Below are 26,249 nucleotides of genomic sequence, written 5' to 3' on the forward strand. Positions count from 1 at the left end.
CCCCTCCCCGGGACGGGCTTCAGCCCCGAGCAGCATGTCCAGTCGGCGTGGTCGGGGGGTGCAGGGTCGCCCCCGCAACGGACGGCGGAAAAGACCGGGTCTGCCTCCCAGGAAACCCCACTTCCGCCGTCCGTGAGGAGGTGAGCCCGGAGGCCACCGACCCTCCCGACGCTGCACAAGTGCGCCCGCATACCGCCGGAGTGACGGTCACATCTTCAACAGCCCCGCCGGCGCCTGAGGCGCGAACGGCCCCGCACGCAACGGGGGCCCAGCACCAGGCGCCCGGGGCGCGAGGCGCGAAGACCCCGCACGAGGCGGGAAACCCCACACCGGGGGCCCGGGGACCAGGAACCCCACAGCGGGAGGCGCCCCCGCGGGAGGCGTCAGTCGTCGGGGCTGGTCGTCGCCTTGGAGGTGGTCGCGTTGACGTCGACGTCGTACGACTTGCCGTTGTCGCCGCGGACCTCGACCTCCCAGTGGCCGTCGTCGAACTGGACCTCGGTGACCGTGCCGGGGTGGAGCTTGAGTGCCGCGTCGGTCGCCTGGCGGGCGGTGGTCTTCGCGCCGGCCGCCGACGCGTCGTCGTCCCGGGAGTCGGAGGAGTCCCGGTCGTCCCCGGAGTCCCGGTCGTCGCGGTCGTCGCGGTCGTCGCGGTCGTCGCGGTCGTCCGAGTCGTCCGCGTCATCGCGGTCGTCGTCCGCACGCACCTCGCCCGTGACCGCGTCGACCGTGACCTCCCGCTCCTTGCCGTCGGTGGCGCGGATCTCGATCTCCCAGTGGCCGCGGTCGTCGTCGCGGTCGGCGGACTCCAGGGTGCCGGGGAACTTGGCGAGGGCGGCGTCGGTCGCCTGGGTCACGGAGATCCGGGAGACGGGCGCGGCGCCGTCGCCGGAGGTGGCGGAGGAGGAGGACGCGGAGGGCGTGCCGGACAGCGCGCCGGACGAGGCGAACGCCGTGTAGGTGCCGCCCGCCATCAGGGCGGCCACGGCGGTGGCGAGGACGATCTTGCGCTTCATGGGGTTTCCCGTCGGTCGTCGTGGCTGACTGGACGTTCCCAAGGTGACGGAGTGCACCTGAAGGCTTGCTGAAGTCACCTGAAGCCTTCTTCAGCTTGGGTTTGCGACCCTGTGGTCATGCGTCTGCTGATCGTCGAGGACGAGCGCCGTCTCGCCCTCTCCCTGGCCCGGGGACTGACCGCCGAGGGCTATGCCGTGGATGTCGTGCACGACGGTACGGAGGGGTTGCACCGGGCTTCCGAGGGCGGCTACGACCTGGTGATTCTGGACATCATGCTGCCGGGGATGAACGGCTACCGGGTCTGCGGCGCCCTGCGGGCGGCCGGGAACGACGTGCCGATTCTGATGCTGACCGCGAAGGACGGCGAGTACGACGAGGCGGAGGGCCTGGACACGGGTGCGGACGACTATCTGACGAAGCCGTTCTCGTATGTCGTGCTGACGGCCCGGATCAAGGCGTTGTTGCGTCGCCGGGGCCGGGGCGCGGTGTCTCCGTCGCTGGTGGTGGGGGATCTCCGGGTGGAGACGGCGGCCCGCCGGGTGTACCGGGCGGAGCGGGAGGTCACGCTGACGGCGAAGGAGTTCGCGGTGCTGGAGCAGCTGGCGATCCGCGCGGGCGATGTGGTCAGCAAGGCGCGGATCCTGGAGCACGTCTGGGATTTCGCCTACGACGGGGATCCGAACATCATCGAGGTGTACATCAGCGCGCTCCGCCGGAAGCTGGGCGCCCAGTACATCCAGACCGTGCGGGGTGCGGGCTACCGGCTGGTGGCGCCGCGATGAGGTCGGTACGGGCGAAGACGACGATCGGCGCGACGGCCGTGGTGGCGGTGGCGCTGGTGGCGGCGGGGTTCGCGGTGCTGATGGTGCTGCGGGCATATCTGACGGATCAGGCCGAGTTGCAGGCGGAGGTCACGGCCCGGGAGGTGGCGTCGCGGATCGCGGCGGAGGGCGACGCGGGGCCGATCACCGTACCGTCGACGGAGGACCGGCCGGTGCAGGTCGTCGACGAGGACGGCCGGACGGTCGCGGTCAGCAAGGATCTGGAGAAGGTCTCGGGTACGGGCAGTGCCGATGTGACGCCGGAGCCCCGGCGGTCCGGTGGCGAGGATCCCGAGGAGGGCGACACCGGGGACGAGCCGGACGGCGACGATCCGGACCGGGGCCATGTGTCGGGTGGGCCGCCGAGGTTCAGCCGGGGCGAGGCGACGGTGGACGGCGAGTCGGCCGGGTACGTCTTCGCCGCCGTGGATGTGACGATCGGCGAGGGCCGGGATGTCACGGTCTACGCGGGCGCGCCGCTGACGGTTGAGCAGGACGCGGTGGAGTCGGTACGGGAGGCCATGCTCGCCGGTCTTCCGGTGCTGCTGCTGGTGGTGGGTTCGGTGACCTGGCTGGTGACGCGGCGGGCGCTGCGTCCGGTGGAGGACATCCGGACGGAGATGGCGGCGATCACGGCGTCCGAGGATCTGTCGCGGCGGGTGCCGGAGCCGGGGACGCGGGACGAGGTGGCGCGGTTGGCGCGGACCACCAACGAGACCCTGGCGGCGCTGGAGTCGTCGGTGGAGCGGCAGCGGCGGTTCGTCGCCGACGCCTCGCACGAGTTGCGGAGCCCGATCGCGTCGCTGCGGACGCAGCTGGAGGTGGGGGAGGCCCATCCGGGGCTGCTGGATGTGCCGGGCGCGGTGGCCGACACCGTACGGCTGCAGCAGCTGGCGGCGGATCTGCTGCTGCTGGCGCGGTTGGACGCGGGGGAGCGGCCGGGGCGGTCGCGGGTCGATCTGGGGGCGCTGGCCCGGGAGGAGTCGTCGCAGCGGGGCGCGGTGGACCGGGTGCCGGTGACGGTGGTGGCGGCGGACGGGGTGGAGGTGCTGGGGTCGCCGGGGCAGCTCGCCCGGGTGCTGGGCAATCTGCTGGACAACGCGCAGCGGCACGCGGCCGGGGCGGTGACGGTGTCGGTACGCCGGGAGGGCGCCGACGCGGTGCTGGCGGTCGGCGACGACGGTTCCGGGGTGCCGGAGGACGAGCGGGAGCGGGTCTTCGAGCGGTTCGTCCGGCTGGACGAGGCGCGTGGCCGGGACGAGGGCGGCGCGGGTCTCGGGCTCGCCATCGCCCGGGATGTGGCCCGGCGGCACGGCGGCACCCTGATGGTGGCGGATTCCCCGGCGGGCGGTGCGCTTTTCGTACTGCGGTTGCCGTCGGCGTGACCCCGGGCCGTCCGTGCGGTCATTCGTATGACCGCACGGGCCGGGCTCGTACGGGTTCCGGAACGCCCCGGCCCCGTACTCCGGCACGCCGCCGGTGGTACGGGGCCCGGGTCCTGGCCCGCCGGGTGCCGCCCCGGGTCAGACCTTGCCGCGGTGGCCGCGCAGATGTTCGGCGACGGGGGTGAGGGACTCCCGCAGATCGGCCAGCGCCTCCGGGGTCATGAGGTCGATGAAGTGGCGGCGGACGGACGCCACATGGTGCGGGGCGACCTTCCGCATGGTCTCCATGCCGTGGTCGGTGAGGACCGCGTACAGCCCGCGCCGGTCGGATTCGCAGTTCTCCCGGCGGACCAGTCCGGCGGTCTCCATCCGGGTGATCTGATGGGAGAGCCGGCTTTTGGACTGCAGGGTGGCGGCGGCGAGATCGCTCATCCGCATCCGCAGTTCGGCCGATTCGGAGAGGTTGACCAGGATCTCGTAGTCGTTGTTCGTCAGGCCGAACGGCTGGAGGTCCTTTTCGAGCTGGTGCATCAGCAGTCGGCTGACGTCGAGGTGCGTACGCCAGGTGCGCTGTTCGTCGTCGGTGAGCCAGCGGGTGGCCGTCTCGGTCTCCATAGATGGATTCTACCTAAAAAAGTTGAAAGGCGGACTATTTTGGGAGGTGCCGGAGGTCCGCGGGGGTGTGACGCGCGACACCCGGGACGCCGGGCGCCCCGTACGGCGTCGGTCGTACCGCGGCCACTCGTGCGACCGCCCGTGCGACCACCCGTGGGACTGCGCAGTGTACGCAGCGCGCGAGGGGCGCAGTCCGCCCCGCCGCACACTCCGGGTGCCCCCGGTCACAGTCCGAAACGGCGCTGGAGATCCCCCAGCTGGCCGGGCAGACGCGGGGCCGAGCCGTGCTGCGCCTGGCTCCCGCCGGGCCCGCCCGGCACCCCGGCCTGCGCCGGAGGCGCCCCCGTCGCGGTCTCCGGCAGCAGGCTCTCGGACGACTGGAGCAGTACGGTTCCGGCGCCCACGAACTCGAACTGGTGCTCCTCGCCCGACGTACCACCGAGCCCGGTCAGCGCCCGTACCCCGCCCATCACCCCGGTCATATAGCCGTGGTCGTAGTGGTGGCAGGGTGACGGGCAGTCCGCCCAGCCCACCAGGGCCTGCGGGTCCACCCGCAGCGGCGGCTCCATGAAGACCACCGGACCGTTGGACGCGGCCACGAACTTCCCGGTCCCGATCAGGGTGAGGAAGCCGGGCACGATCGACTGCTTCAGCGCCAGCGACGGCTGGTAGGCCAGCAGGTTCCCGGCCCGGATGGTCAGATTGCCGTCGTCGAGGTCGTAGGAGTTGACGTCGAACGCCCGGTCCGCGAGCAGCATCTTCCCGCTGCCCTCCGCCACCACCCAGTCGGCCGCGTGCAGCGGCGAGTGGAAGGAGGTCCGCAGCAGCCGGTCGAGCCGGCCGTGGCCGATGCCGTTGAAGTCGATCCGCCCGTAATAGGCGATCATCTTCCCCTTCTGGAGGAACCACTGGCTCCCCTTCAACTCCACACAGAAGGTGTACGGGTTGACGTTGTCGTCGCCCGGCAGGGTCGTCGGATCGTGGGCCACCAGGCCACCGGGACCGGTCACAGCTTCTCCTCCGATGCCTGTACGTAGACCGCGCCGCTGCCGCTCAGCTCCAGCTGGAACGCCTCGCCCGAACCCCGGCCCACCATGTCCCGCCAGCCGAGGGCGGTGGAGAGCTTGTTGCGGATGTCGCCGTGGTGGGCCACGTACGCCTGCGGGTCCACATGGACCGGGCGGCCCGGGACGACCGGCAGTTCGATCACCCCGCCGTGGGCCATCACCGCGACCGCGCCGTGGCCGCGCAGGGTCGTGGTGAACAGGCCCTGGCCGGAGACCTGGCCCCGGACCACGCCCATCACGCCGCCCTGCGAGCCGAGGAACATCGTCCCCTGCTCCAGCGCGCCGTCGAAGGCCAGCAGCCGGTCGGCCTCCACATAGAGCGTGTCGCCGGTCAGCTCGACCACCTGGATGTGGTGGCCGCCGTGGCCGAACAGCACCGTACCGCTGCCCTCGACGCTCATCAGCGGGGTGGCCTCGCCCGCCACCCGGCGGCCGATCATCGAGCCGATGCCGCCCGCGCCACCGGTGGTGCTGGGGGTGAAGGAGACCTCGCCCCGGTACGCGATCATCGCGCCGCGCTGGCTGAAGAGGCGCTGCCCGGGGGCGACGGTCGCCTCGATCATCTTGGAGTTGATCTCGCGGAAGGCCATCTACACGTCACCCGCGATCGTGTTCCGCTCGCTCGGCTGGACGTAGACCAGGCCGTCGCCCTCGAACCGGATCTGGAACGCCTCGCCGCCGCCCTCGCCCATGAAGGTGCGGAAGGTGACCCCGGACTGGAAGTTCTGCCGCAGCTCGCCCTGGTGGGCGACGTACGCCCCCGGGTCCACCGAGAGGGGGTACTGCGGGGTCACCCGGAGCACCACCGCCTGGCCGTCCGACATGATCGCGGCCCGGCCGGTGCCTTCGAGGGTCGTGGTGAAGAGGCCGTTGCCGGAGGCGCCGCCGCGCAGTCCGGTGAAGCTGGTGCCGGTCCGCAGCCCGCCGTCCACCGCCAGCAGATTGCTGGACTCGACATAGAGCTTGTCGCCGGTGAGATCGACCAGATTGATCTCCGACGCCCGGTCGGCGAAGAAGCAGGTGCCCTCCCCCTTCACCTCCATCAGCGTCATCTGCTCGCCGGTGATCCGGCGGGTCACCATCCCCCGGATGCCCTCACCGCCGCCGGACAGCTTCTTGAAGGCCATCCGGCCGTCGTACGCGACCATCGACCCGTTCTTCGCCTTGACGGTGTCGCCGGTCAGGTCGACCGCGAGCACCTTGCTCCCCTGGAGCCGGAAGGTTGCCACCGGTCGAAGGTATCCGGCACCGGCGGGGCGGGGACAGGTCCGTGGGCAGGATCACGGCGGCCGGAAGGCCACCCCGGACAAAGACTCGGCAAAGCGGCTGTCAGAATAGGGGCTGCGCTTGTGAGCGCTTTCACAAGATCGTCTAAGAGTCAAAGGTGCATCCGCCGTGGACATCAAGACCGCTTCGTCCCTCCACCGCCTCCGGCTGATCTCGGCGCCGGAGGCCGTCTCCTTCGTCCTGCTGATCATCGCGTCGGTGCTGAAGCGCACGACGGACTTCAACGCGGTCCCGGCCCTCGGGATGATCCACGGCATCCTCTTCATCATCTACGTCCTCTTCTGGCTCGACGCCTGGAACCGGACGAAGTGGGAGTTCAAGACCGCGGCGCTGTACTTCGTGCTCTCGGTGGTGCCGCTCGGCGGCTTCGTCGCCGAGCGCAAGCTGAAGCGGGCGGCGGACGACGAGGTGATCGCGGCCCGGGCGCGCCGCGAGGGCACCGTCGAAACGGCCTGAGTACAGGCGGACCCCACGGGTCGCCCGCCGCGTCGAGTACGCGGCGGGCGACCCGTCCGCGTTTCCGGGCCGTTCCGGCCGGGCCCGGGCCCGGCCGGGGTTCGAAGGGCGAGACGGGCCTCACGCTTCGGCGGTCACTCGATAGGGTCGGCCCGTGTCCAAGCCGCTCAGCCTCTCCTTCGATCCGATCGCCCGCGCCGACGAGCTGTGGCGGCAGCGCTGGGGCCCGGTGCCCTCGATGGCCGCGATCACCTCGATCATGCGGGCCCACCAGATCCTGCTGGCCGAGGTCGACGCCGTCGTCAAGCCGTACGGGCTCACCTTCGCCCGGTACGAGGCGCTGGTGCTGCTCACCTTCTCCAAGGCCGGTGAGCTGCCGATGTCCAAGATCGGCGAGCGGCTGATGGTCCACCCCACCTCCGTCACCAATACGGTCGACCGGCTGGTCAGGTCGGGTCTGGTGGCGAAGCGGCCCAATCCCAACGACGGCCGCGGCACCCTGGCGTCGATCACGGAGAAGGGCCGGGAGGTCGTCGAGGCCGCCACCCGGGACCTGATGGCCATGGACTTCGGTCTCGGCACGTACGACGCCGACGAGTGCGCCGAGATCTTCGCGATGCTCCGGCCGCTGCGGGTGGCCGCCCAGGACTTCGACGAGGCGTGACCCGGGCGGCGCGGCGGGCCCGGCGCTCCGGTGACCTCGTACGCGCTCCGCGGGCGCCCTCCGGCGCTCCGGCGCGCGCCGGGGCTGGACACCCCCGGCCGCGAGGTGGTATCCGCGCCCCGTTAGGCTCGGCGCCATGAAACAAACCGTGCTGACCCGCTACCGGGTGATGGCGTACATCACCGCCGTCTGGCTTCTGGTGTTCACCGGCGCCATCGTGCTGAAGTACGGCTTCGAGACCGGCGACACCATGGTGATCTCCCAGATCCACGGTGTCCTCTTCATCGTCTATGTGATCTTCGCCTTCGATCTGGGCTCCAAGGCGAAGTGGCCCTTCGGCAAGCTGCTGTGGGTGCTGGCCGCAGGCTGCATCCCGGTCGCCTCCTTCTTCGTCGAGCCGAAGATCAGCCGGGAGACCCAGGCGCTGATCGACGGTACGGCCCCGGAGCCCGTCCAGGCGTAACCGGCACCCCGTCGCACCCCGCCCGTACCCCGGCGACCAGGCGTCGAGCCGCCCGAACGCCGTACGGATCCCTCGTACGGCGTTCTTCCATCGACATTTACTAGGACGTCCTAGTAATTTGGGGGTATGGACGCTGACGCCATTGAGGAGGGCCGCCGGCGCTGGCAGGCCCGCTACGACAAGGCCCGCAAGCGCGACGCGGACTTCACGACGCTCTCCGGCGACCCGGTCGAGCCGGTCTACGGGCCCCGGCCGGGTGACACGTACGAGGGATTCGAGCGGATCGGCTGGCCGGGGGAGTACCCGTACACCCGGGGGCTCCATCCGACCGGCTACCGGGGCCGGACCTGGACCATCCGCCAGTTCGCCGGGTTCGGCAACGCCGAGCAGACCAATGAGCGCTACAAGATGATCCTGGCCGCGGGCGGCGGCGGTCTCTCGGTCGCGTTCGACATGCCCACCCTGATGGGCCGGGACTCCGACGACCCGCGCTCCCTCGGCGAGGTCGGCCACTGCGGGGTCGCCATCGACTCCGCCGCCGATATGGAGGTCCTCTTCAAGGACATCCCGCTCGGCGACGTCACCACCTCGATGACGATCAGCGGACCCGCCGTCCCCGTCTTCTGTATGTACCTCGTCGCGGCGGAGCGCCAGGGCGTCGACCCGGCCGTACTGAACGGCACGCTCCAGACCGACATCTTCAAGGAGTACATCGCCCAGAAGGAGTGGCTCTTCGAGCCCGAGCCGCATCTGCGGCTGATCGGCGATCTGATGGAGCACTGCGCGGCGGGCATCCCCGCCTACAAGCCGCTCTCCGTCTCCGGCTACCACATCCGCGAGGCCGGGGCGACGGCCGCGCAGGAGCTGGCGTACACCCTCGCCGACGGCTTCGGCTATGTCGAGCTGGGCCTGAGCCGCGGCCTCGACGTGGACGTCTTCGCGCCCGGACTCTCCTTCTTCTTCGACGCCCATCTCGACTTCTTCGAGGAGATCGCCAAGTTCCGGGCCGCCCGGCGGATCTGGGCGCGCTGGATGCGCGACGTCTACGGCGCCCGCACCGACAAGGCGCAGTGGCTCCGTTTCCACACCCAGACCGCGGGGGTCTCGCTCACCGCGCAGCAGCCGTACAACAACGTCGTACGGACCGCGGTCGAGGCCCTTTCGGCGGTCCTCGGCGGCACCCAGTCCCTGCACACCAACGCCCTCGACGAGACCCTGGCCCTGCCCAGCGCCCAGGCCGCCGAGATCGCCCTGCGCACCCAGCAGGTGCTGATGGAGGAGACCGGCGTCGGCAATGTCGCCGATCCGCTCGGCGGCTCCTGGTACGTGGAGCAGCTCACCGACCGGATCGAGGCCGACGCGGAGCGGATCTTCGAACAGATCAAGGAGCGGGGCCGCCGGGCCCACCCCGACGGGCGGCACCCGATCGGGCCGGTCACCTCCGGGATCCTGCGCGGCATCGAGGACGGCTGGTTCACCGGCGAGATCGCGGAATCCGCCTTCCGCTACCAGCAGTCGCTGGAGAAGGGGGAGAAGCGGGTCGTCGGCGTCAATGTGCACCACGGCTCCGTCACCGGCGATCTGGAGATCCTGCGGGTCAGCCACGAGGTCGAACGCGAGCAGGTCCGGGTCCTGGCCGACCGGCGCACCCACCGGGACGACGCCCGGGTCCGGTCGTCCCTGGCCGCGATGCTGACGGCGGCCAGGAGCGGGACCAACATGATCGGCCCGATGCTGGACGCGGTCCGCGCGGAGGCCACCCTGGGCGAGATCTGCGGGGTGCTGCGGGACGAGTGGGGGACGTACACGGAGCCGCCCGGGTTCTGAGCCCCGGGCCGTACGGCGATCCGGCGGGTACCGGAGCCGTACGGCCCCGGGCGCGCCTCCGGCCCGGGGTCAGCGGGGCGGCGGGAGGAGTCCGCCGAGCAGCAGGGACGTCAGGGAGCGGGCCCAGGCGGTGTCCACGGGCGCGGAGCTGACCAGGGTCCGGTGGACCACGGCGCCCGCGACCACGTCGAAGATCAGATCGGCCTCCGTGTCGGTTCCGGCGAGCGGCTCCGTCTCGGTCCCGGTGCCGGCATCGGTGTCCGTCCTGGTTTCGGTGTCCGTGCCGGTTTCCGCCGTACGGATGCCGGGCCCGGGCGCCGTGCCGTCCGCCGGGCCCGGTCCGGCGTCGCGGTACGGCAGCTCGCCCCGGGCCTGGGCCCGGGCCCGTCCCTGGAGGACCAGCCGCTTCTGGCGGTCCACGATCGCGGAGCGGATCCGGCGCCGCAGCGCTTCGTCCCGGGCGCCCTCCGCGACCACCGCCATCAGGGCGGTCCGGGCCTCCGGGCGCTCCAGCAGCGCCGCGAACTGGAGGACGACGTCCTCCATATCGGCGGCGAGGCTGCCCCGGTCGGGCGGTCTCAGCTCGTCGAAGAGGACGGCGACCGCGTCGACGACGAGGTCGTTCTTGTTGTCCCAGCGGCGGTAGAGGGTGGTCTTGGCGATCCCGGCCCTGGCCGCGACCTCGCCCATGGTCAGCTTCGACCAGCCGAGGTCGACCAGGGTGGCGCGGGTCGCGTCCAGGATCGCCGTATCGGTTCCGGCGGTCCTGGGACGTCCCCGGTGGTTCCGGCGGCTCTGCCGACTCTGCATGACGAGTGACCATACCCGCGGGTAGACGGATCCTTGTGATCCACTTCACGGCGGGGGTCCGGCACGGTACAGTACCGCCACGGTTACGCTACGAAGCGTAGCGAAAATGTGGGCGCCCCTTCCTTTGACAGGCCGCGAGACTGCGAGGCCGCAGGGCGCGTCCGCCGCCTTCTTCGCGACAGCCACCGGCGCGCAGGGGGGACCGCGCGCCGCCGCAGGACCGTACGACCCGCCGGAGACCGCGGGAACCCGCTCGTCCGAGCCGTTCCGGACAGCGCTGGCGGGGTTTTCACACCGTGCTTTTCACTTGCGCGCGCGAAGGGGGGAGGATGTACCCATGCAGCCTAGGAACATGTCCATGAGCGGTGTCGTCGACCTCGCCGCGGTGAAGGCGGCCAACGAGGCCAAGGCCAAGGCGGAGCAGGCCCGTGCCGAGGCCGCTCGCCAGGGCGGTGGCGGAGCCGTCGCCCCCTCCGGCCTGGTGATCGACGTCGACGAGGCGGGCTTCGACCGCGATGTCGTCCAGCGGTCGGCCGAGGTGCCCGTCGTCCTCGACTTCTGGGCCGAGTGGTGCCAGCCCTGCAAGCAGCTCGGCCCGCTGCTGGAGCGGCTGGCCGTGGAGTACAACGGGCGCTTCGTGCTCGCCAAGATCGATGTCGACGCCAATCAGACGCTGATGCAGCAGTTCGGCATCCAGGGCATTCCGGCCGTCTTCGCCGTGGTCGCGGGCCAGGCGCTGCCGCTGTTCCAGGGCGCGGCGCCCGAGGAGCAGATCCGGGCGACGCTGGACCAGCTGATCGAGGTCGCCGAGCAGCGGTTCGGGCTGACCGGGATCACCGTCGACCCGGGTGCCGAAGGCGCCGCCGCCGAGCCGCAGGCCGCGCCCCCGGGGCCGTACGACTCCCTGCTCTCCGCCGCCGTCGACGCGCTGGACGCGGGTGACTTCGCCGGCGCCGTCCGGGCGTACAAGAACGTGCTCTCGGACGATCCGGGCAATACGGAGGCCAAGCTGGGGCTGGCCCAGGCCGAACTGCTGGGCCGGGTCAAGGATCTGAACGCCCAGCAGGTGCGCCAGGACGCGGCGGCCCGGCCCGGCGATGTCGTCGCCCAGATCGCGGCGGCCGATCTCGATCTCGTCGGAGGTCATGTCGAGGACGCCTTCGGGCGGCTGATCGAGACGGTCCGGCGGACCGCGGGCGAGGAGCGCGACGCCGCGCGGGTCCGGCTGCTGGAGCTGTTCGAGGTCGTCGGGGCCGACGACCCCCGGGTGACGGCGGCCCGCGGGGCGCTGGCGCGCGTACTGTTCTGAACCGCCGTCACGACCGGCCGCCGGGTCCGCCCGGCGGCGGTCGGCGGCCGGTCTTCGCGCGCGGGGGCGGCGGTCGCGGAGGTACGGATTCCGTACCGCCTCCGGGGCGCCCGTGACGGGTGATGAAAGCGCTTTACCAAAAATTGGTAAAGTGAAGCCCTGTTACTCGCAGTAAGTCAACTGCCGTCTTTCGCCCCGTTTTTACTGGCTTTCATCGCTTCTGGCATGGGTGGCGCCGCACCCTGTGTGGCTGCCCGGAGTGGCGTGACGGGGTGGCGGTCGCCGAAGAGTTACTGGCCAGTAACCAAGCCCCTTGTGTCACGGCTCGGAATGCACAACGATCGGCACGCTCGGTCCACTATCGCACCGGCCCGGTTGCCGCCGTGCCCCCGCGATCGGTGGGTCCCCATCGGGCCGGCCGGCGGCACGCCGGACGCGGACAGGGGGGTACCTGTCGTCCGTACGACTCCGTACGGCAGGGCCTGTCCGACCCGAGGTCGCGCCTGACGCGTCAGGCGCGATCAGTGGTTGTCGCTCGGGGGTGATCGCCGGTGTTCCGGACGCGCTGCGCGCCCGGACCGCAAGCGCTCTCCTTTCCGGGGACGTAGCACTTCTCCCATCTCCGGACGGGCGTCCGTCGTCCGCCTCCGGGGTGGTACGTCCGAGAAGGAGGAACAAGTCATGGAGTCTGTGGCTCGTGGCGGAACCAGATGGAAAAGGTTCGCCATAGTCATGGTGCCGAGTGTGGCCGCCACGGCCGCGATCGGTGTCGGCCTGGCTCAGGGGGCGCTCGCGGCGTCCTTCGCCGTGTCGGGCCAGGAGTTCAAGGTCAGGGCCGGTTATCTGGACGGCCAGGGGTTCTCTCAGTACGGGGGCGTGGTCGACGCGTACGCGGAACTCGACGGGGACGAGACGATCGGCCGGCCGGTCATGGTCTCGACCTTCAAGTCCGCGACGATCGAGGACATGTGCCAGTCGGTGGTCACCAAGGTGCCGCTGCTGGGCACCTTCACCCTTCAGTTGAAGGCGGGTTACGGCGACAAATCCGTCACCGCCAAGAATCTTTATCTGGACATCTCCGAACTCAAGGGTGATGCCACGTTCACCGATATCGACATCGGTATCGCGGCCAAGCACACCGACGACGCAAAGGTGGGGAAGGGGCCCGCCGTCAAGGACGACATCCAGCCGAACGGATTCGCCCAGCAGGCCGACAAGGCCGTGCTCACCGAGGTGGAACAGCGGGCGTGGGCCACCACGGCGGGCACGTTCACGCTCGGCGGTCTGGATATGAAGATCAAGAAGGGCTCCGGCCCCGGAGTCGAGTGTTTCTAGGCCCTCCTGTGGAAGAGGGGCTCTAGAACTCCTTCCCGGGCGGGCGGTGACACCGGTGCGGCTGTGACCGCCCGCCCCACTCACCACCAGCGACACCAGTTCCAGGGAGCTGTTTTTCCATGAGCGCCGACTCCATGGCCACCGGGCAGAACGAGAACGTCCTTCGCGCGATCCGGCGGCGGTTCCGTGACTGGCGGGGGCAGCGGCCGTTCTGGGCGGGGCTGTTCACCATGCTCGGCGGGGTCCCGATCGCCTACTTCCCCTACGCGACCCTCAAGCTCGGGCATGTCACCCTCTCCCTGTCGACCACGGCGGGGGCGGCGTCGCTGATCATCGGCGTACTGCTGGTCACCCTCGGTTTCACGATGTGGTTCCACCACATCGTCCGGGTCTTCGCCGGGATCGCCGCGATCCTGCTGGCGCTGATCTCCATTCCCGTCGCCAACCTCGGCGGCTTCCTGATGGGCTTCGTACTGGCCCTGGTCGGCGGTGCGCTCTCGGTCGCCTGGGCACCCGGCGAGCCGGTCCCGCCACAGGACACCGACCCCGGTCCATTGACCAGAGGTGTCGCGGCGGTGTCCGCTCCGGCCGCACCGGCCGAGTCCGTGACACCGCCCGTCTCCATGGAGAAGACGGAGGTATCCGGGGAGTCCACCACCACAGAGCCCGACGGTGGGAGGAACAGTGCAGGGTGATGTCTCTCCGCCGGATCCGGCCGGGACGACCGGCCCGCACGGCCGCGAGGGCCCCCGGCACGCGGCGCCCCGCAAGTCCCTGCTGAGCAAGCTCCAGACCCCGACGGGCAAGGTCATCGCGCTCGCGGCGATGCCGACGGCCGTACTGATGGGGATGGGGCTCACCCCGCGCCTGGCGATAGCCGACGACCGGATTCCGTACGCCCCCGGGCCCTGTGTGACCCGCTCGGACGAGCCCCCGCCGGGGGAGAAGCCGACGCCGGGCCCGTCCGGTACGGCCGAACCATCCGAAACAGCCGAACCGGCTGAAACTCCGTCGCCGGGGCCGTCGTCCGCCCCGGACCCGACGCCCGGTGAGCCGGAAGAGGCGGGGGAGGGCGGTACGGGAGAGAAGCCGGGGAGTCAGGGGGACGTCGGGGGCACGGGAGTCCCGGACGGTGCCGTGACGCAGGAGGGCGCGGTCAGGAAGCAGGCCGCGGCTCCGCCGTCCGTACGACCGTCCGTACGGCCGACCGCCCGGGCGTCCGCGTCGCCGCCGCCCGGGCCCGGGGTCGCGCCCGCGAAGGCGCCCGCCGGCCCGCCCGCGCCTGCGCCTGCGCCTGCGGCGAAGGCGAAGCCGAGCCCGGGGAAGACGTACGACCCCTGGGACCCGCTGGGTCTCGGCGACGCCATCAGGGATCTGCTCGACCCGGACGACGCCGACGAGCCGGAAGACCCTGACGACACAGAAGACCCCGATGACATAGAGGGCCCCGACGACACAGACCCGGACGAGACCACCGCGCCGCCCGCCGCGAAACCCAAGCCGAATCCCACGCCGAAGCCGAAGCCCGACCCCACGGCCACGGGACCGGACGCCGGTCAGCGGCCGAAGCCCGGCACCACCCAGCGGCCCGCCGCGAAGGACCCCGCGCCCCGGCCCGCCGGTTCCGGCGAGGACGGTGGCGCGACCGACCGTACGAAGAAGTCCATCACGGACGCGGCCCGCCGGGTCGGCGCCGACGTGGAGGAGCTGGACGAGGCCGCCAAGGGCCTCGAACCCCGCCCGGACACGGACATCCCCGACGGCGCCGTGCCGCGCTTCCCCTGCCCCGAGGCGGACCCGGAGGCCCTCGCGGCGGCGAAGGAGGAGAGCGGCATCCCCGGTCTGCCGGACGACCCGTGGACCCTGGAGAGCACCCGGCTCACCCTCAGGGGCCTCGACTACCACGGCATCGTCCAGGTCCGTACCGCGGGCGGCAGGCTCAAACCCGCCCTCAAGTTCACTGCGAGCAGTCTCGACATCAAGGACCTGCACCAGCTGACGGTCGCCACGACGGACCGCACCATGCACGCCCGGGCCCGCCCCGGCTCCACGTCCACGATCCGGGACGGTACGGTGACCATGTACACGGAGGAGCTGAAGGGCGACCTGTTCGGCATCATCCCGGTCACCTTCAGCCCCGCGACCCCGCCACCGCTGAACATCCCGTTCGCGTTCTTCACGGATGTGACGCTCCGACAGGCCGGCCAGTTCGGCGGCACCCTGACCATCCCCGGTCTGCGCAACTACCTCACGGACGACGACGCGTCCTCGTAGACTCCTCCCGGTCCCGGGACACGACGACCCGGGACCGCGCGGACCACGGGCGGGCCGTGGGCCATTTCAGGTATGGTCCACGGCCCGTCCGGCCTCTTTCCCGGCCCCTCCGCCGACTCGGCCTTCCGCCTGTTCAGCCGTCCGTGCCGGGGAGTCTCCGGACGAGTACGATCTCGCGCACCCACCGGGTGTCGAGCCGGGCGAGCGAGGCGGTGAGCGCGTCGAGGAAGACGGCCCGCCCCCGGAGATTCCGTACATAGATCAGATGGCCCGATATCTCGTGGCCGCCCATCTCGCGCCGGACCCAGACCAGTCCGCGGGTGTCGGGCCCCGGCTCCTCGACGGCCCGGACGACGTCGTGCCAGCCGTCCACCGCGACCGGCTCGAAGCCGGGAAAGTACCGGCGGCGCAGCCTGGTCCACCAGCCGGGCGCCTCGTGCCCCGGCTGCCACAGGACGGGGCGGGCCGGAAAGCCGTCGAGCGTGGCGTGGAGGGCGGCGACTGACCCGCGGGTGTTGATCCTCCGGCTCTGGCCGGTGATCCGCTCGGCCGCCTCCAGCGGCGGCACCGGCTGGAGATCCGCGAACAGGTCGTTCGGGGCCGGGTGGAAGGGATGGCCGCCGATCTTGGGTACGACGACGGACGACGCCAGCATCGGGGTACGCGGAAAACCCGGCTGGGCCAGGGTGCGGCAGGACATCAGCCACGCCGTCTCCGTCTCGCAGACGGGCCGCGGCGCGGCGAGTTCGACGAGTCCGCCGTACGTCCCGCCCAGCCAGGCGGCCGCCCGCCGGGCGGGGTCCGCCGGGTCCGGAACCGACATCTGTTCTTCTCTCCGGCTCTCTCAGGTCTCTCGGGTTCTCTCCGGCTCCGCCAGGCTCTCCCGGGCTCTCCCCGACGGTCAGTCGACGGAGTCCCAGACCGCGGCGAGGGCGCTGATGCGCTCCTTGTACTCGATGGCCTCGCGCCACTCCGGCGGCCAGGACGAGCTGCCGCGCTTGGCCCCGGCGAAGGCACCGGCCAGGGCCGCGATGGAGTCCGAGTCGCCGGAGGAGTGCGCGGCCCGCGCGACCACCGTGCGCGGATGGCCGTCGTACTTGACGACGAGCAGGCAGTACAGGGCGGTGGCCAGCGCCTCCTCGGCGATCCAGCCGGGCCCCACGGCCTCGCACGGGTCCCGCTCGAAGTCCTTGACCCGCAGGGCTTCGGCCGCCTTGTCGAGGGCGCGCAGCGTCTCGTCCCAGCCGAAGGCGATGAAAGCCGCCGGGTCCGGCGCGTCCGCCTTGGCGGCGAGGTCGCCGAGCCAGTCGCCGTGATAGGTGGTGCGGTTCCGCTGGGCGTACGCGCGCAGCTCGGCCAGCAGATCCTTGAGCGGCAACCTGTGCGCGAGGAGCCAGGTGGCGTGCGACGTCAGATCACTGGCCGCGAGCGCCGTGGGATGACCGTGGGTGAGCGCCGCCTGCAACTGGGCGATACCCGCGCGCTGCTCGACACCGAGGGCGGGGATCAGCCCCACGGGGGTGACCCGCATATTGGCGCCGCAGCCCTTGGAGCCGATGACGGTGGCGTCCTGCCAGCGCATCCCGCGTTCGAGATTGCCGCAGGCCCGGAGACAGGTCCCACCGGGGGCGCGGTTGTTCTCGGGGTCGCGCAGCCAGGCGCCGAAGTGCTTACGGAGCGCCACCTCGACGCTGTACGGGGTGAGGGCGGCGGCGGCCTCGCGCGGCCCGTGCCCCTCGCGGTACGGTCCGGCGGCCTCCACGAGGGCCTCGCCGACCGCCAGCGCCATCTGGGTGTCGTCGGTCACCCGGGCGACGTCGCCCCTGGAGAGCGGCAGCCCCATCTCGGTCCACGGGCCGAACGTCGCCGCGATCTGCTCCATGTTGAGGAACTCGGTCGGATAGCCCATGGCATCGCCGATGGCGAGACCGAAGAGGGAGCTGGCGGAGACCTTCCAGTTGCGATCCATGTTGAAGCGGCCTGCGCGTTCGTACAGCGTCCTCAGGTTCGGCGCCTGGGCCAGGGAGCCCTGCACGAGATGGGTGTATTTCGCGGAGGGCCACTGCTGAAGGGATTCGGTCACCGTCTGGGACGGGGTCAGTCCGCGTTCCTTGCCCGCGCCGAGCCGGTCCAGCCAAGCACCGCCGTGACTACTCGCACGAGAGTCTCCGGACTTGATCGGCAGCCAATCCGCGGCCTCGTCTGCGTCGTTGTACCAGAGGTAGCCGACGAGGGCGTTCTGGGTGTCCGCCACCGCGACGTACTGGACGGCGCCGTCGGTCCTGTTCTCATAACGCGGCCGTCCACCGGTGATGCGCATACCGGAGCCGTCGTCCTCGAAGATACGGAGATTGGTGGTTATCGGGACGAAGCGGGGGCGTCCGGTGTTGTGCTGGTCGGAATTCATGCGTTCTTTCCTCTACTGGTTCTTCGGCAGGACCGTGCCGTAGATATGCCACTGACCGCCGTCCTCGAAGGCACGCGTCACTTCGTACGAGGTACCGCGCCCGAGGAGTAGCTCCCGCTCGCTCCCCTTGAAGTAACTCACATTCTCCATCCACATGGCGGGATGGCCCTCGGGGACCCGGAGGTGCAGGACGGCATCCTTGCCGCTGAAGGACGATACGGTGCCGTTGTCGCCGAGCGACGTCGACAGATAGCCGTCCTCCGTGATCTTCCTCCCCACGAGGGACTCGGCTGTCGTGGCATTCAGATAGTCCACATTCTGCCCTCGGACCACCATGACGTCCTCCGGTACCGGCCGGCCCGCCAGTGCCTTGTCGGCGTTCTCGATGTTGCGGAGGACCTCGGGCGTACCCATGTCGGCATCGCCGCGGAGATAGCCGTTCATGTCCTTGTACATGGGGCCCGAATAGTCCTTCAGCGCCTGTTTGGCCTCGTCCGGCAGCGAATCGGCGTAGTCGTTCCAGTGCTGGCCGCCGAATTTGGCAGCTTCGGTATCGTCCGCGAGTTCGCGCACGCCACCGCGCAGCTCGCCGGAGGCGATCGCGTGCTTCTGCTCATTGCTGAGCGCGTCGAAGTCCTCATTGGGGAGCTTCTGCCCGTCGGGCGCCGTGCCGTCCGCCCGCCCCGCCGTGCCCCCGCCCGTGTCGTCGAGCGACGGGAACTGGTCGTCGAGGAACTTCTCCAGCAGAGAGGGGTTCGCGGCGTCCGTGTGCACGCCCGGCGGGCCGAAGCCGTCCGGGTACGACGGCGGCCCGTCGGGTGAGGTGTCCGGGACGCCCCTGGCCCCCAGCCGCATCCCGCCCCTGGCGAACCCCGCCCCCTTCGTACCGAGGAGTTCGGGCAGCAGGCGTCCGACGAACTCGGTGGGGTTGTTCTTGAACCCGTCGACGGCGGCCTGGACGACCCGGTCCGGGTGGGCGACCGTCGAGGCCAGCCCGGCGAGGGTGAGATTGACGTTCTGGTAGTACGCGGCCGGGTTCCTGAGGTTGTAGGGGTCCATCGGATTGAGGCCCCGGGCGAAGTTGAGCAGTCCGGCGGTGCCCTTGACGATGCCACCGGTCAGCTGGGCGCCTTCGAGCCCGATGGCCGTGTTCAGGTCCATGAAGTTGTTGCCCAGCCGGCTCAGCGGCGGCGGCTCGGCCGGGGCGTGCGCCAGGGTCGCGCTGATGGCGGACGCCGTACGGGACGCGGCCTCGTTCCGGGCCATCCGGGCGTCCTCCAGGATGGTCTCGGCCTTCTTGCGGTCGGCCACCCCCGGGTCCACCCAGTCGTCCGGCCGCGGGCCCGGGTCCTCACCCGTGAGGATCTTGGCGTTGTAGGTCTGGATCTTCTCGTTGTGCGCCTTCGCCGACGTCTCGCTGGCCTGGCGGCCCCGGCGGTAGGTGTCGATGGCGTCCTGCGCCTTGTCCTGCGAGCTCTTGACGGTCTCGGCGTAGGCGTCCAGGGCTTTCGCGGCCCGCTCGCAGGCGTCCGCCGCCCGGGCCCACTTCGCCGGGTGGAGGGTGGCCTTCTGCTGGAAGGCGTCACCGCCCTCGCCCCGCCAGCCGCCGGAGTCGACCTTCCGCATGCCCTGGCCGACCCGGTCGAACGCGGCGTAGAAGTCCTTGAGGTGCTTGGTGGACTCCCGGATCTCGGCCACCTTGCCGTGGACGAGCTGCTTGGGGTCGTCCGTGTGCCCGAGACCCTGCTCGCTCGGGGTGGCGCCGAGACCGGCCGCTATGTGGTCGCCCGCGTTGTGGACGAAGTCACCGGCCTCGTCCAGACCGACGTAGTCGAGGCCGTCGCCCAGCTTGTCGCTGCCGTAGTCGATGGCCTCGCCGAGCTTCTCCTTGCCCGAGTCGATCAGATCCTCGCCGACGCTCAGCCCTTTGTTGACCGCGCCTTCGAGATTGTCGAGGAAGCCCATCAGCCCTCGCCCCCGCCGGGCGCGCCCTGCGCCTGCTGCGCCTGCTGCGCCGCCTCGGCCCGGGCCTCGGGGGAGGGGCCGAAGGTGTCGTCCAGCCACCGGTCGTAGTCGGCGTCCGAAACCCCGAAATCGTCGTGGAGGTTCTGCGGAGTGAGGCCGTGCATCAGGAAGCGTGAGGTCATCAGATCGCGCCCGGCGTCCTTGTATCCCTGTTCCACATTGGCCTGGGCCTTCTCCCACGACTCCCGGCTGTAGTCGGTCTCGACGGCGGACTTCGCGATATCCCCCCAGCCCTCCCGCTGGACCTCGTCCTCGGTCGCGTAGGGGTTGCCGACCAACGAGTTGGCGCCGATCTTCAGAAAGCCCTCCACGTACTTCTCGGTCTCGTAGTACGTGCCCGCCGACAGCCCGACCCCCTGGGCGAATGTGTTCCCCTCGTTGATCAGTGTGCGGACCCCCCACTCCCACCGCTCGCAGAACGTGGAGAACTTGTCCGCCACGTCCTCGTGTCCCAGCTCCAGACCGGAGAGCGCGATATCACCGAAGCCGCGCCCGGTACCGGCCGTGCCGACCATGCCGAGTTCCTTCAACTCGGCCAGCGCGTCGGTGAGTCCCTTCGCTATCAGATCGAGTCCCTGCGCCCGCAGGTCCTTTCCCCCCGGGCCGACGCCCCCGTCGCCGTTCAACCGATTTCCCCCTCGTAGTGATCGGTGTGTTCGTGATCGATCGCCGCCTCGTCCGGGACGATCCCCCGCACCGGCGGGAACACCATGCCGCGCGGCCCGTCGGCGCAGTTCAGCGCGACACCGCAGGGCATCCCGGCGGCGGGTACCGCCACATCGAGCAGCTTCTCCCCGAGGACCGTCTCGTACGTCCACTCCTCGTGGGAGCGGCCCCGTAGTTCCGCGTACCGGGCGAGCGCCGCCTCGTCGGTGAAGGCGAGGACGAAGCGGATTCCGTTGTGGTCGGCGGTCAGCCAGCCCTGTCGGGTCTCCGAGTCCGCGCCCGTACTCGCGTCCGGCTCCGTGCTCGGGCCCGCGCCTTCGCCCAGCGGTACCAGTACCGCCGTCCGCCGGAAACCGGCCAACAGCCCGGCGAACTCCCGGCGATGGCGGTCCTCGGGCGATTCCTCGACGGCCGGGTTCCCGGCGGGCTCGACGGGCGGCGGCGCGTTCCGCGTGGGTGCGGCGCTTGCGCTGTCCGGCCGCCGGCCGCCGGGCGGTTCACCGCCGGGTGGTCGGCTACGGGGCGGCGGTGCCATCTCCGCGTATGCCGAGAGCCGTGACGTCGGCCGGGCCGGGGCAGCCCGCTCGGGGCCCGGCGCGTCGTGATCCGCCCCGGGCGGCACGTGCGTCATCGGACCCCCTGTGCTGATGAACCGAGTTCGCCGGTGTCCGAAGCCGGATGAGGCGCCGGCCGTCTCAGGCCCGGCCGGGCTCAGGCGGGTTCAAGCCAACGGCGATTGTCCGGGCATCATACTGACGGCTGATCATCACGGGCCGGGCGCCCGGTGATGCGATCGGCCGGGCTCCGGAAAAAGCGGCGGGGCCCGGTCCGTGTGGACCGGGCCCCGCCGCTGACGTACTGGTGTCGGTTACGACTTCGTGCCCAGGTGGTGGACCCGGACCATGTTCGTCGTGCCGGGGACTCCGGGCGGGGAGCCGGCCGTGATGATCATGGTGTCGGACTCGTTGTAGCGCTGGAGCTTCAGCAGCTCCGCGTCGACCAGGTCGACCATGGCGTCGGTGTTGTCGACATGGGGGACCACGAAGGACTCGACGCCCCAGCTCAGGGTGAGCTGGTTGCGGGTGGACTCCTCGGTCGTGAAGGCCAGGATCGGCTGGCAGACCCGGTACCGGGAGAGACGGCGGGCCGTGTCGCCGGACTGGGTGAAGGCGATCAGCGCCTTGCCGTCGAGGAAGTCGGCGATCTCGCAGGCCGCGCGGGCGACGGAGCCGCCCTGGGTGCGCGGCTTCTTGCCGGGGACCAGGGGCTGGAGGCCCTTGGAGAGCAGCTCCTCCTCGGCGGCGATGACGATGCGGGACATCGTCTTGACCGTCTCCAGCGGGTACGCGCCGACCGAGGACTCCGCGGAGAGCATCACCGCGTCGGCACCGTCGAGGATGGCGTTGGCGACATCGGACGCCTCGGCGCGGGTCGGCCGGGAGTTGGTGATCATCGACTCCATCATCTGGGTCGCGACGATCACCGGCTTGGCGTTGCGGCGGCAGAGCTCGATCAGCCGCTTCTGGACCATCGGGACCTTTTCGAGCGGGTACTCGACGGCCAGGTCGCCGCGGGCCACCATCACACCGTCGAACGCCATCACGACGTCCAGCATGTTCTCGACGGCCTGCGGCTTCTCGACCTTGGCGATGACGGGGACGCGCCGGCCCACCTCGTCCATCACCTTGTGGACGTCCTTGACGTCGTCGGCGTCCCGGACGAAGGAGAGCGCGACCAGGTCGCAGCCCATCCGGAGGGCGAACTTGAGGTCCTCGACGTCCTTCTCCGAGAGCGCCGGGACGTTCACCGCGGCGCCGGGCAGGTTGATGCCCTTGTGGTCGGAGATGACACCGCCCTCGACGACGATCGTCTTCACCCGGGAGCCGTCGACCTCGACGACCCGCAGTTCGACGTTGCCGTCGTTGATGAGGACCTGGTCGCCCTTGGAGACATCGCCCGGCAGACCCTTGTACGTGGTGCCGCAGATGGTCTTGTCGCCGGGGACGTCCTCGGTGGTGATGGTGAACTCGTCACCGCGGACCAGCTCGACGGGGCCCTCGGCGAAGGTCTCCAGCCGGATCTTCGGGCCCTGGAGGTCGGCCAGTACGCCGATCGCCCGGCCCGTGTCCTCCTGCGCCTGGCGCAGCCGGCGGTACCGGCCCTCGTGATCGGAGTGGGTCCCGTGGCTCATGTTGAAGCGGGCCACGTTCATACCGGCCTCGATGAGAGCTTTCAGCTGCTCGTACGAGTCGACGGCGGGGCCCAGTGTGCAGACGATTTTGGAACGGCGCATAAGGCGGATCCTATCGGTTTGTTTCGACTCGGAATATTCCGTCTGGCGGAAGATACAAATGGGCGGCTATTCGCTCAGTCGAGTGTTTCCGCGGTGACCAGTGCGAACGTCTGCCGGGCGATCTCCAACTCTTCGTCGGTCGGGACGACCGCGACCGCGACCCGCGCGTACGGCGGCGACACGATCCGGGCGTTCGGGGACCGCTCCTCGTTCAGCCGGGAGTCCAGCGCCAGACCCAGTTCCTCCAGCCCCGCGATCGCGGCGGCCCGTACGGGTGCCGCGTTCTCGCCGACGCCCGCCGTGAACACCACGGCGTCGACCCGGCCGAGAACCGCGTAATACGCTCCGATGTACTTCTTCAGGCGGTGTACGTAGATGTCGAAGGCGAGCCGCGCCCGCTCGTCGCCCTCGTCGATCCGGCGGCGGATCTCCCGCATGTCGTTGTCGCCGCAGAGGCCCACCAGGCCGCTCTTCTTGTTCAGCAGGACGTCGATCTCGTCCGTCGACATGCCCGCCACCCGCTTCAGATGGAAGGTGACCGCCGGGTCGACGTCGCCGGACCTGGTGCCCATCACCAGCCCCTCCAGCGGCGTCAGGCCCATCGAGGTGTCCACGCACCGGCCGCCCGCCACCGCGGACGCCGAGGCGCCGTTGCCCAGATGGAGCACGATCACATTGACGTCCTCGGGCGCCCGGCCCAGCAGCCGGGCCGTCTCCCGCGAGACATACGCGTGCGACGTGCCGTGGAAGCCGTACCGCCGGATCCGGTGCGCGTCCGCCGTCTCCACGTCGATGGCGTACCGCGCCGCGGCCTCCGGCATCGTGGTGTGGAACGCCGTGTCGAAGACCGCGACCTGCGGGAGGTCCGGCCGGAGCGCCCGCGCGGTCCTGATCCCGGTGATGTTGGCCGGGTTGTGCAGCGGCGCCACCGGCACCAGCCGCTCGATCTCCGCCAGCACCTCGTCGTCGATCACCGTCGGCGCCGAGAACCGCAGCCCGCCGTGGACCACCCGGTGGCCGATCGCCGCCAGCTCCGGCGAGTCCAGGCCGAGCCCGTCCGCCGCCAGCTCCTCCGCGACCGCCTTCAGGGCCGCCGCGTGGTCCGGAATGGTGCCGGTCCACTCCCGCAGCCCGGCCCCGCCCCCGGCCAGCGGGGTGTGCACCAGCCGGGCCTCCCCCTCGCCGATCCGCTCCACCAGGCCGACCGCAAGCCGGGACGCGTCCCGCATGTCGAGCAGCTGGTACTTCACCGACGACGAGCCGGAGTTGAGGACGAGGATCCGGGTCGGGGTGTCCGGGGCCGGAGAGGTGGGGGACGTGGTCACGAGTGCGATGCCTTCTGTGTGCGAGGACGGGGAGGGGGCCGGGGGCAGGGGGCGTACGGGTCAGACGGGCGCGGGCGCCGCCTCGGACCGCTCCCGTACCGGCTGGGCCTGGATCGCCGTGATGGCGACCGTGTTCACGATGTCGCCGACCAGGGCGCCGCGCGACAGGTCGTTCACCGGCTTGCGCAGACCCTGGAGTACGGGACCCACGGCCACCGCGCCCGCCGACCGCTGGACGGCCTTGTACGTGTTGTTGCCGGTGTTCAGGTCCGGGAAGATCAGCACGGTCGCCCGGCCCGCGACCTCCGACTCCGGCAGCTTGGTCGCCGCCACGGACGGCTCGACGGCCGCGTCGTACTGGATCGGGCCCTCGATCCGCAGCTCCGGGTGGGCGCCGCGGACCAGCTCGGTCGCCTCCCGCACCTTGTCCACGTCCGCGCCCGAGCCGGACGTCCCGGTCGAGTACGACAGCATCGCGATCCGGGGCTCCACCCCGAACCGGGCGGCCGTCGCGGCGGACTGGACGGCGATATCCGCGAGCTGCTCGGCGTTCGGGTCCGGATTGACCGCGCAGTCGCCGTAGACCAGCACCTTGTCGGCCAGGCACATGAAGAAGACCGAGGAGACGATCGCCGCCCCGCCGCCCGGGTCCGTGGGCCGGCGGGTCTTGATGATCTCGAAGGCGGGCCGGATGGTGGCGGCCGTGGAGTGCGCCGAACCGGAGACCATGCCGTCGGCCAGACCCTCCTCGACCATCAGGGTGCCGAAGTAGTTGACGTCCGCCACCACGTCGTACGCCAGCTCCACCGAGACGCCCTTGTGGGCCCGGAGCCGCGCGTACCGCTCGGCGAACGGCTGCCGCAGCTCCGAGGTGTGCGGATCGATCAGCTGTACGGAGGTGAGGTCGATACCCAGATCGGCGGCCTTCTTGCGGATCACGTCCGGGTCGCCGAGCAGGGTCAGATCGCAGACGTCCCGGCGGACCAGGACGTCGGCGGCGCGCAGGACCCGCTCCTCGGTGCCCTCCGGGAGGACGACCCGGCGGCGGTCGGCCCTGGCCTGCTCCAGCAGCTCGTGCTCGAACATCATCGGCGTCACCCGGCCGCTGCGGGCGACGGCGAGCCGTGCCAGCAGCTCACCGGTGTCGACATGGCGCTCGAAGAGGCCGAGGGCGGTCTCCGCCTTGCGCGGGGTGGCGCCGCTGAGCTTGCCCTCCAGCCGGAACAGCTCGGCGGCGGTGGGGAAGCTGGTGGCCGCGACCGAGATCACCGGGGTGCCGGGGGCCAGCCGGGACGCCAGGGTGAGGACCTCGGTGGTGGGCCGCTCGTCGAGGGTGAGCAGTACGCCCGCGATCGGCGGGGTGCCCGCGGAGTGCGCGGCCAGCGCGCCGACCACCAGATCGGCCCGGTCGCCGGGGGTGACGACCATACAGCCGGGGGTGAGGGCGGTGAGGAAGTTGGGGAGCGTCGCGCCGCCGAAGACGAAGTCGAGGGCGTCCCGGGCGAGGCCCGAGTCATCGCCCAGCAGAACCGTTCCGCCGAGTGCGTGGGTGATCTGGGCGACGGTCGGCGCTGAGAGGGCGGGCTCGTCCGGGAGGACGTAGCAGGGGACGGGGAGGCGGGCCGCGAGCCGCTCGGATATCGCCGCCCGGTCGACGGGCGCCACCCGGTTGACCGTGAGGGCGAGGATGTCGCAGCCCAGCGCCTCGTAGGCACGGAAGGCGTTACGCGCCTCGGCCCGTACGGACTCCGCGGTCTGGCCCCGCCCGCCCACCACCGGGATCACCGAGGCGCCGAACTCGTTGGCCAGCCGGGCGTTGAGCGCCAGCTCGTCCGGGAGCTGGGTGGCGGCGAAGTCCGTACCGAGGACCAGGACGACCTCGTACTCCCTGGCCACCCGGTGGAACCGGTCCACCAGCCGCGAGACCAGCTCGTCCGTGCCCTGCTCGGCCTGGATGGTGGACGCCTCGTGGTAGTCGAGGCCGTAGACGGTCGCCGGGTCCTGGGTCAGCCGGTAGCGGGCCCGGAGCAGCTCGAACAACCGGTCGGGTCCGTCGTGCACCAGCGGCCGGAACACGCCCACCCGGTCCACCTGGCGGGTGAGCAGTTCCATCACCCCCAGCTCGACGACCTGGCGGCCGTCTCCGCGGTCGATTCCGGTCACGTACACGCTGCGCGTCACGTGTGTTCTCCTGTCCGCCCGT

General features: G+C 70.9%; 24 protein-coding genes. 10 read left to right on the forward strand and 14 right to left on the reverse strand.

Annotation, left to right across the window (positions count from 1 at the left end):
- Positions 1–383: 383 nt before the first annotated feature.
- The gene (locus AB0G74_RS19270) at positions 384–1,016 is read right to left on the reverse strand and encodes a PepSY domain-containing protein (protein WP_361147721.1); all 633 of its coding nucleotides are present in this window, start codon (positions 1,014–1,016) and stop codon (positions 384–386) included.
- 117 nt (positions 1,017–1,133) lie between these two features.
- Between AB0G74_RS19270 and AB0G74_RS19275 the strand changes: the two genes are divergently transcribed.
- Positions 1,134–1,799, forward strand: a complete 666-nt coding sequence (locus tag AB0G74_RS19275; protein WP_361147723.1) for a response regulator transcription factor — start codon at positions 1,134–1,136, stop codon at positions 1,797–1,799.
- A complete protein-coding gene (locus tag AB0G74_RS19280; RefSeq protein ID WP_361147725.1) occupies positions 1,796–3,223 on the forward strand; it encodes a HAMP domain-containing sensor histidine kinase in 1,428 nt (475 codons plus the stop codon). Before AB0G74_RS19275 ends, AB0G74_RS19280 begins: the two co-directional genes overlap by 4 nt.
- Positions 3,224–3,361: 138 nt before the next feature.
- Here AB0G74_RS19280 and AB0G74_RS19285 read toward each other — a convergent pair whose 3' ends face one another.
- The 4 genes from AB0G74_RS19285 to AB0G74_RS19300 all read right to left on the reverse strand — a co-directional run bounded on the left by AB0G74_RS19285 (position 3,362) and on the right by AB0G74_RS19300 (position 6,134).
- Positions 3,362–3,838 carry a MarR family transcriptional regulator gene (locus AB0G74_RS19285; protein WP_361147727.1) on the reverse strand — a complete coding sequence of 159 codons (477 nt, stop codon included), beginning with the start codon at positions 3,836–3,838 and terminating at the stop codon, positions 3,362–3,364.
- Positions 3,839–4,062: 224 nt separating this feature from the next.
- Complete coding sequence (locus AB0G74_RS19290) at positions 4,063–4,848, reverse strand: AIM24 family protein (RefSeq protein ID WP_361147730.1); 786 nt, start codon at positions 4,846–4,848, stop codon at positions 4,063–4,065.
- A complete protein-coding gene (locus tag AB0G74_RS19295; RefSeq protein WP_361147732.1) occupies positions 4,845–5,495 on the reverse strand; it encodes an AIM24 family protein in 651 nt (216 codons plus the stop codon). The genes AB0G74_RS19290 and AB0G74_RS19295 overlap by 4 nt, the downstream gene beginning before the upstream one ends.
- Positions 5,496–6,134 (reverse strand): AIM24 family protein, encoded by a 639-nt coding sequence (locus AB0G74_RS19300; protein WP_361147734.1) that lies wholly within the window; start codon positions 6,132–6,134, stop codon positions 5,496–5,498.
- A gap of 166 nt (positions 6,135–6,300) precedes the next feature.
- On the opposite strand from AB0G74_RS19300, the gene AB0G74_RS19305 reads away from it, so the two are divergent.
- The 4 genes from AB0G74_RS19305 to AB0G74_RS19320 all read left to right on the forward strand — a co-directional run bounded on the left by AB0G74_RS19305 (position 6,301) and on the right by AB0G74_RS19320 (position 9,602).
- Positions 6,301–6,648, forward strand: coding sequence for a DUF3817 domain-containing protein (locus AB0G74_RS19305; RefSeq protein WP_361147736.1), 348 nt, complete (start codon positions 6,301–6,303; stop codon positions 6,646–6,648).
- A 154-nt stretch (positions 6,649–6,802) separates the two neighbouring features.
- Complete coding sequence (locus AB0G74_RS19310) at positions 6,803–7,312, forward strand: MarR family transcriptional regulator (RefSeq protein ID WP_361147738.1); 510 nt, start codon at positions 6,803–6,805, stop codon at positions 7,310–7,312.
- Positions 7,313–7,448: 136 nt separating this feature from the next.
- Complete coding sequence (locus AB0G74_RS19315; RefSeq protein WP_361147741.1) at positions 7,449–7,775, forward strand: DUF3817 domain-containing protein; 327 nt, start codon at positions 7,449–7,451, stop codon at positions 7,773–7,775.
- Between the two features lie 126 nt (positions 7,776–7,901).
- The gene (locus AB0G74_RS19320) at positions 7,902–9,602 is read left to right on the forward strand and encodes a methylmalonyl-CoA mutase family protein (protein WP_361147743.1); all 1,701 of its coding nucleotides are present in this window, start codon (positions 7,902–7,904) and stop codon (positions 9,600–9,602) included.
- 69 nt (positions 9,603–9,671) lie between these two features.
- Here AB0G74_RS19320 and AB0G74_RS19325 read toward each other — a convergent pair whose 3' ends face one another.
- Positions 9,672–10,412 carry a TetR/AcrR family transcriptional regulator gene (locus tag AB0G74_RS19325; RefSeq protein ID WP_361147745.1) on the reverse strand — a complete coding sequence of 247 codons (741 nt, stop codon included), beginning with the start codon at positions 10,410–10,412 and terminating at the stop codon, positions 9,672–9,674.
- Positions 10,413–10,749: 337 nt separating this feature from the next.
- Between AB0G74_RS19325 and AB0G74_RS19330 the strand changes: the two genes are divergently transcribed.
- The 4 genes from AB0G74_RS19330 to AB0G74_RS19345 all read left to right on the forward strand — a co-directional run bounded on the left by AB0G74_RS19330 (position 10,750) and on the right by AB0G74_RS19345 (position 15,330).
- Positions 10,750–11,721, forward strand: a complete 972-nt coding sequence (locus AB0G74_RS19330; protein WP_361147747.1) for a tetratricopeptide repeat protein — start codon at positions 10,750–10,752, stop codon at positions 11,719–11,721.
- A gap of 681 nt (positions 11,722–12,402) precedes the next feature.
- Positions 12,403–13,056: a DUF6230 family protein gene (locus AB0G74_RS19335; protein ID WP_361147749.1), complete on the forward strand. Its 654-nt coding sequence runs from the start codon at positions 12,403–12,405 to the stop codon at positions 13,054–13,056.
- A 119-nt stretch (positions 13,057–13,175) separates the two neighbouring features.
- Positions 13,176–13,751, forward strand: coding sequence for a DUF6114 domain-containing protein (locus tag AB0G74_RS19340; protein ID WP_361147752.1), 576 nt, complete (start codon positions 13,176–13,178; stop codon positions 13,749–13,751).
- Complete coding sequence (locus tag AB0G74_RS19345) at positions 13,741–15,330, forward strand: hypothetical protein (protein ID WP_361147754.1); 1,590 nt, start codon at positions 13,741–13,743, stop codon at positions 15,328–15,330. Before AB0G74_RS19340 ends, AB0G74_RS19345 begins: the two co-directional genes overlap by 11 nt.
- A 133-nt stretch (positions 15,331–15,463) precedes the next feature.
- On the opposite strand, the gene AB0G74_RS19350 is transcribed toward AB0G74_RS19345, so the two are convergent.
- From AB0G74_RS19350 to pta, 8 genes are all read right to left on the reverse strand, one after another.
- Positions 15,464–16,153: a toxin glutamine deamidase domain-containing protein gene (locus AB0G74_RS19350; RefSeq protein ID WP_361147756.1), complete on the reverse strand. Its 690-nt coding sequence runs from the start codon at positions 16,151–16,153 to the stop codon at positions 15,464–15,466.
- A 78-nt stretch (positions 16,154–16,231) separates the two neighbouring features.
- A complete protein-coding gene (locus tag AB0G74_RS19355) occupies positions 16,232–17,737 on the reverse strand; it encodes an ADP-ribosylglycohydrolase family protein (RefSeq protein WP_361147758.1) in 1,506 nt (501 codons plus the stop codon).
- Between the two features lie 12 nt (positions 17,738–17,749).
- Complete coding sequence (locus AB0G74_RS19360) at positions 17,750–19,702, reverse strand: putative T7SS-secreted protein (protein ID WP_361147760.1); 1,953 nt, start codon at positions 19,700–19,702, stop codon at positions 17,750–17,752.
- On the reverse strand, positions 19,702–20,388 hold the full coding sequence (locus tag AB0G74_RS19365; protein ID WP_361147762.1) for a hypothetical protein: 687 nt from the start codon (positions 20,386–20,388) through the stop codon (positions 19,702–19,704). The genes AB0G74_RS19360 and AB0G74_RS19365 overlap by 1 nt, the downstream gene beginning before the upstream one ends.
- A complete protein-coding gene (locus AB0G74_RS19370; protein WP_361147764.1) occupies positions 20,385–21,059 on the reverse strand; it encodes a hypothetical protein in 675 nt (224 codons plus the stop codon). The genes AB0G74_RS19365 and AB0G74_RS19370 overlap by 4 nt, the downstream gene beginning before the upstream one ends.
- Positions 21,060–21,296: 237 nt before the next feature.
- A complete protein-coding gene (gene pyk, locus AB0G74_RS19375) occupies positions 21,297–22,721 on the reverse strand; it encodes a pyruvate kinase (RefSeq protein WP_361147766.1) in 1,425 nt (474 codons plus the stop codon).
- 74 nt (positions 22,722–22,795) lie between these two features.
- Positions 22,796–24,046: an acetate kinase gene (locus AB0G74_RS19380; protein WP_361147769.1), complete on the reverse strand. Its 1,251-nt coding sequence runs from the start codon at positions 24,044–24,046 to the stop codon at positions 22,796–22,798.
- Positions 24,047–24,106: 60 nt separating this feature from the next.
- The gene (gene pta, locus AB0G74_RS19385; RefSeq protein ID WP_361147771.1) at positions 24,107–26,227 is read right to left on the reverse strand and encodes a phosphate acetyltransferase; all 2,121 of its coding nucleotides are present in this window, start codon (positions 26,225–26,227) and stop codon (positions 24,107–24,109) included.
- Positions 26,228–26,249 lie beyond the last annotated feature (22 nt).

It is taken from the genome of Streptomyces sp. NPDC020875 (assembly GCF_040641415.1).
In the GTDB taxonomy this organism is placed as follows: domain Bacteria; phylum Actinomycetota; class Actinomycetes; order Streptomycetales; family Streptomycetaceae; genus Streptomyces.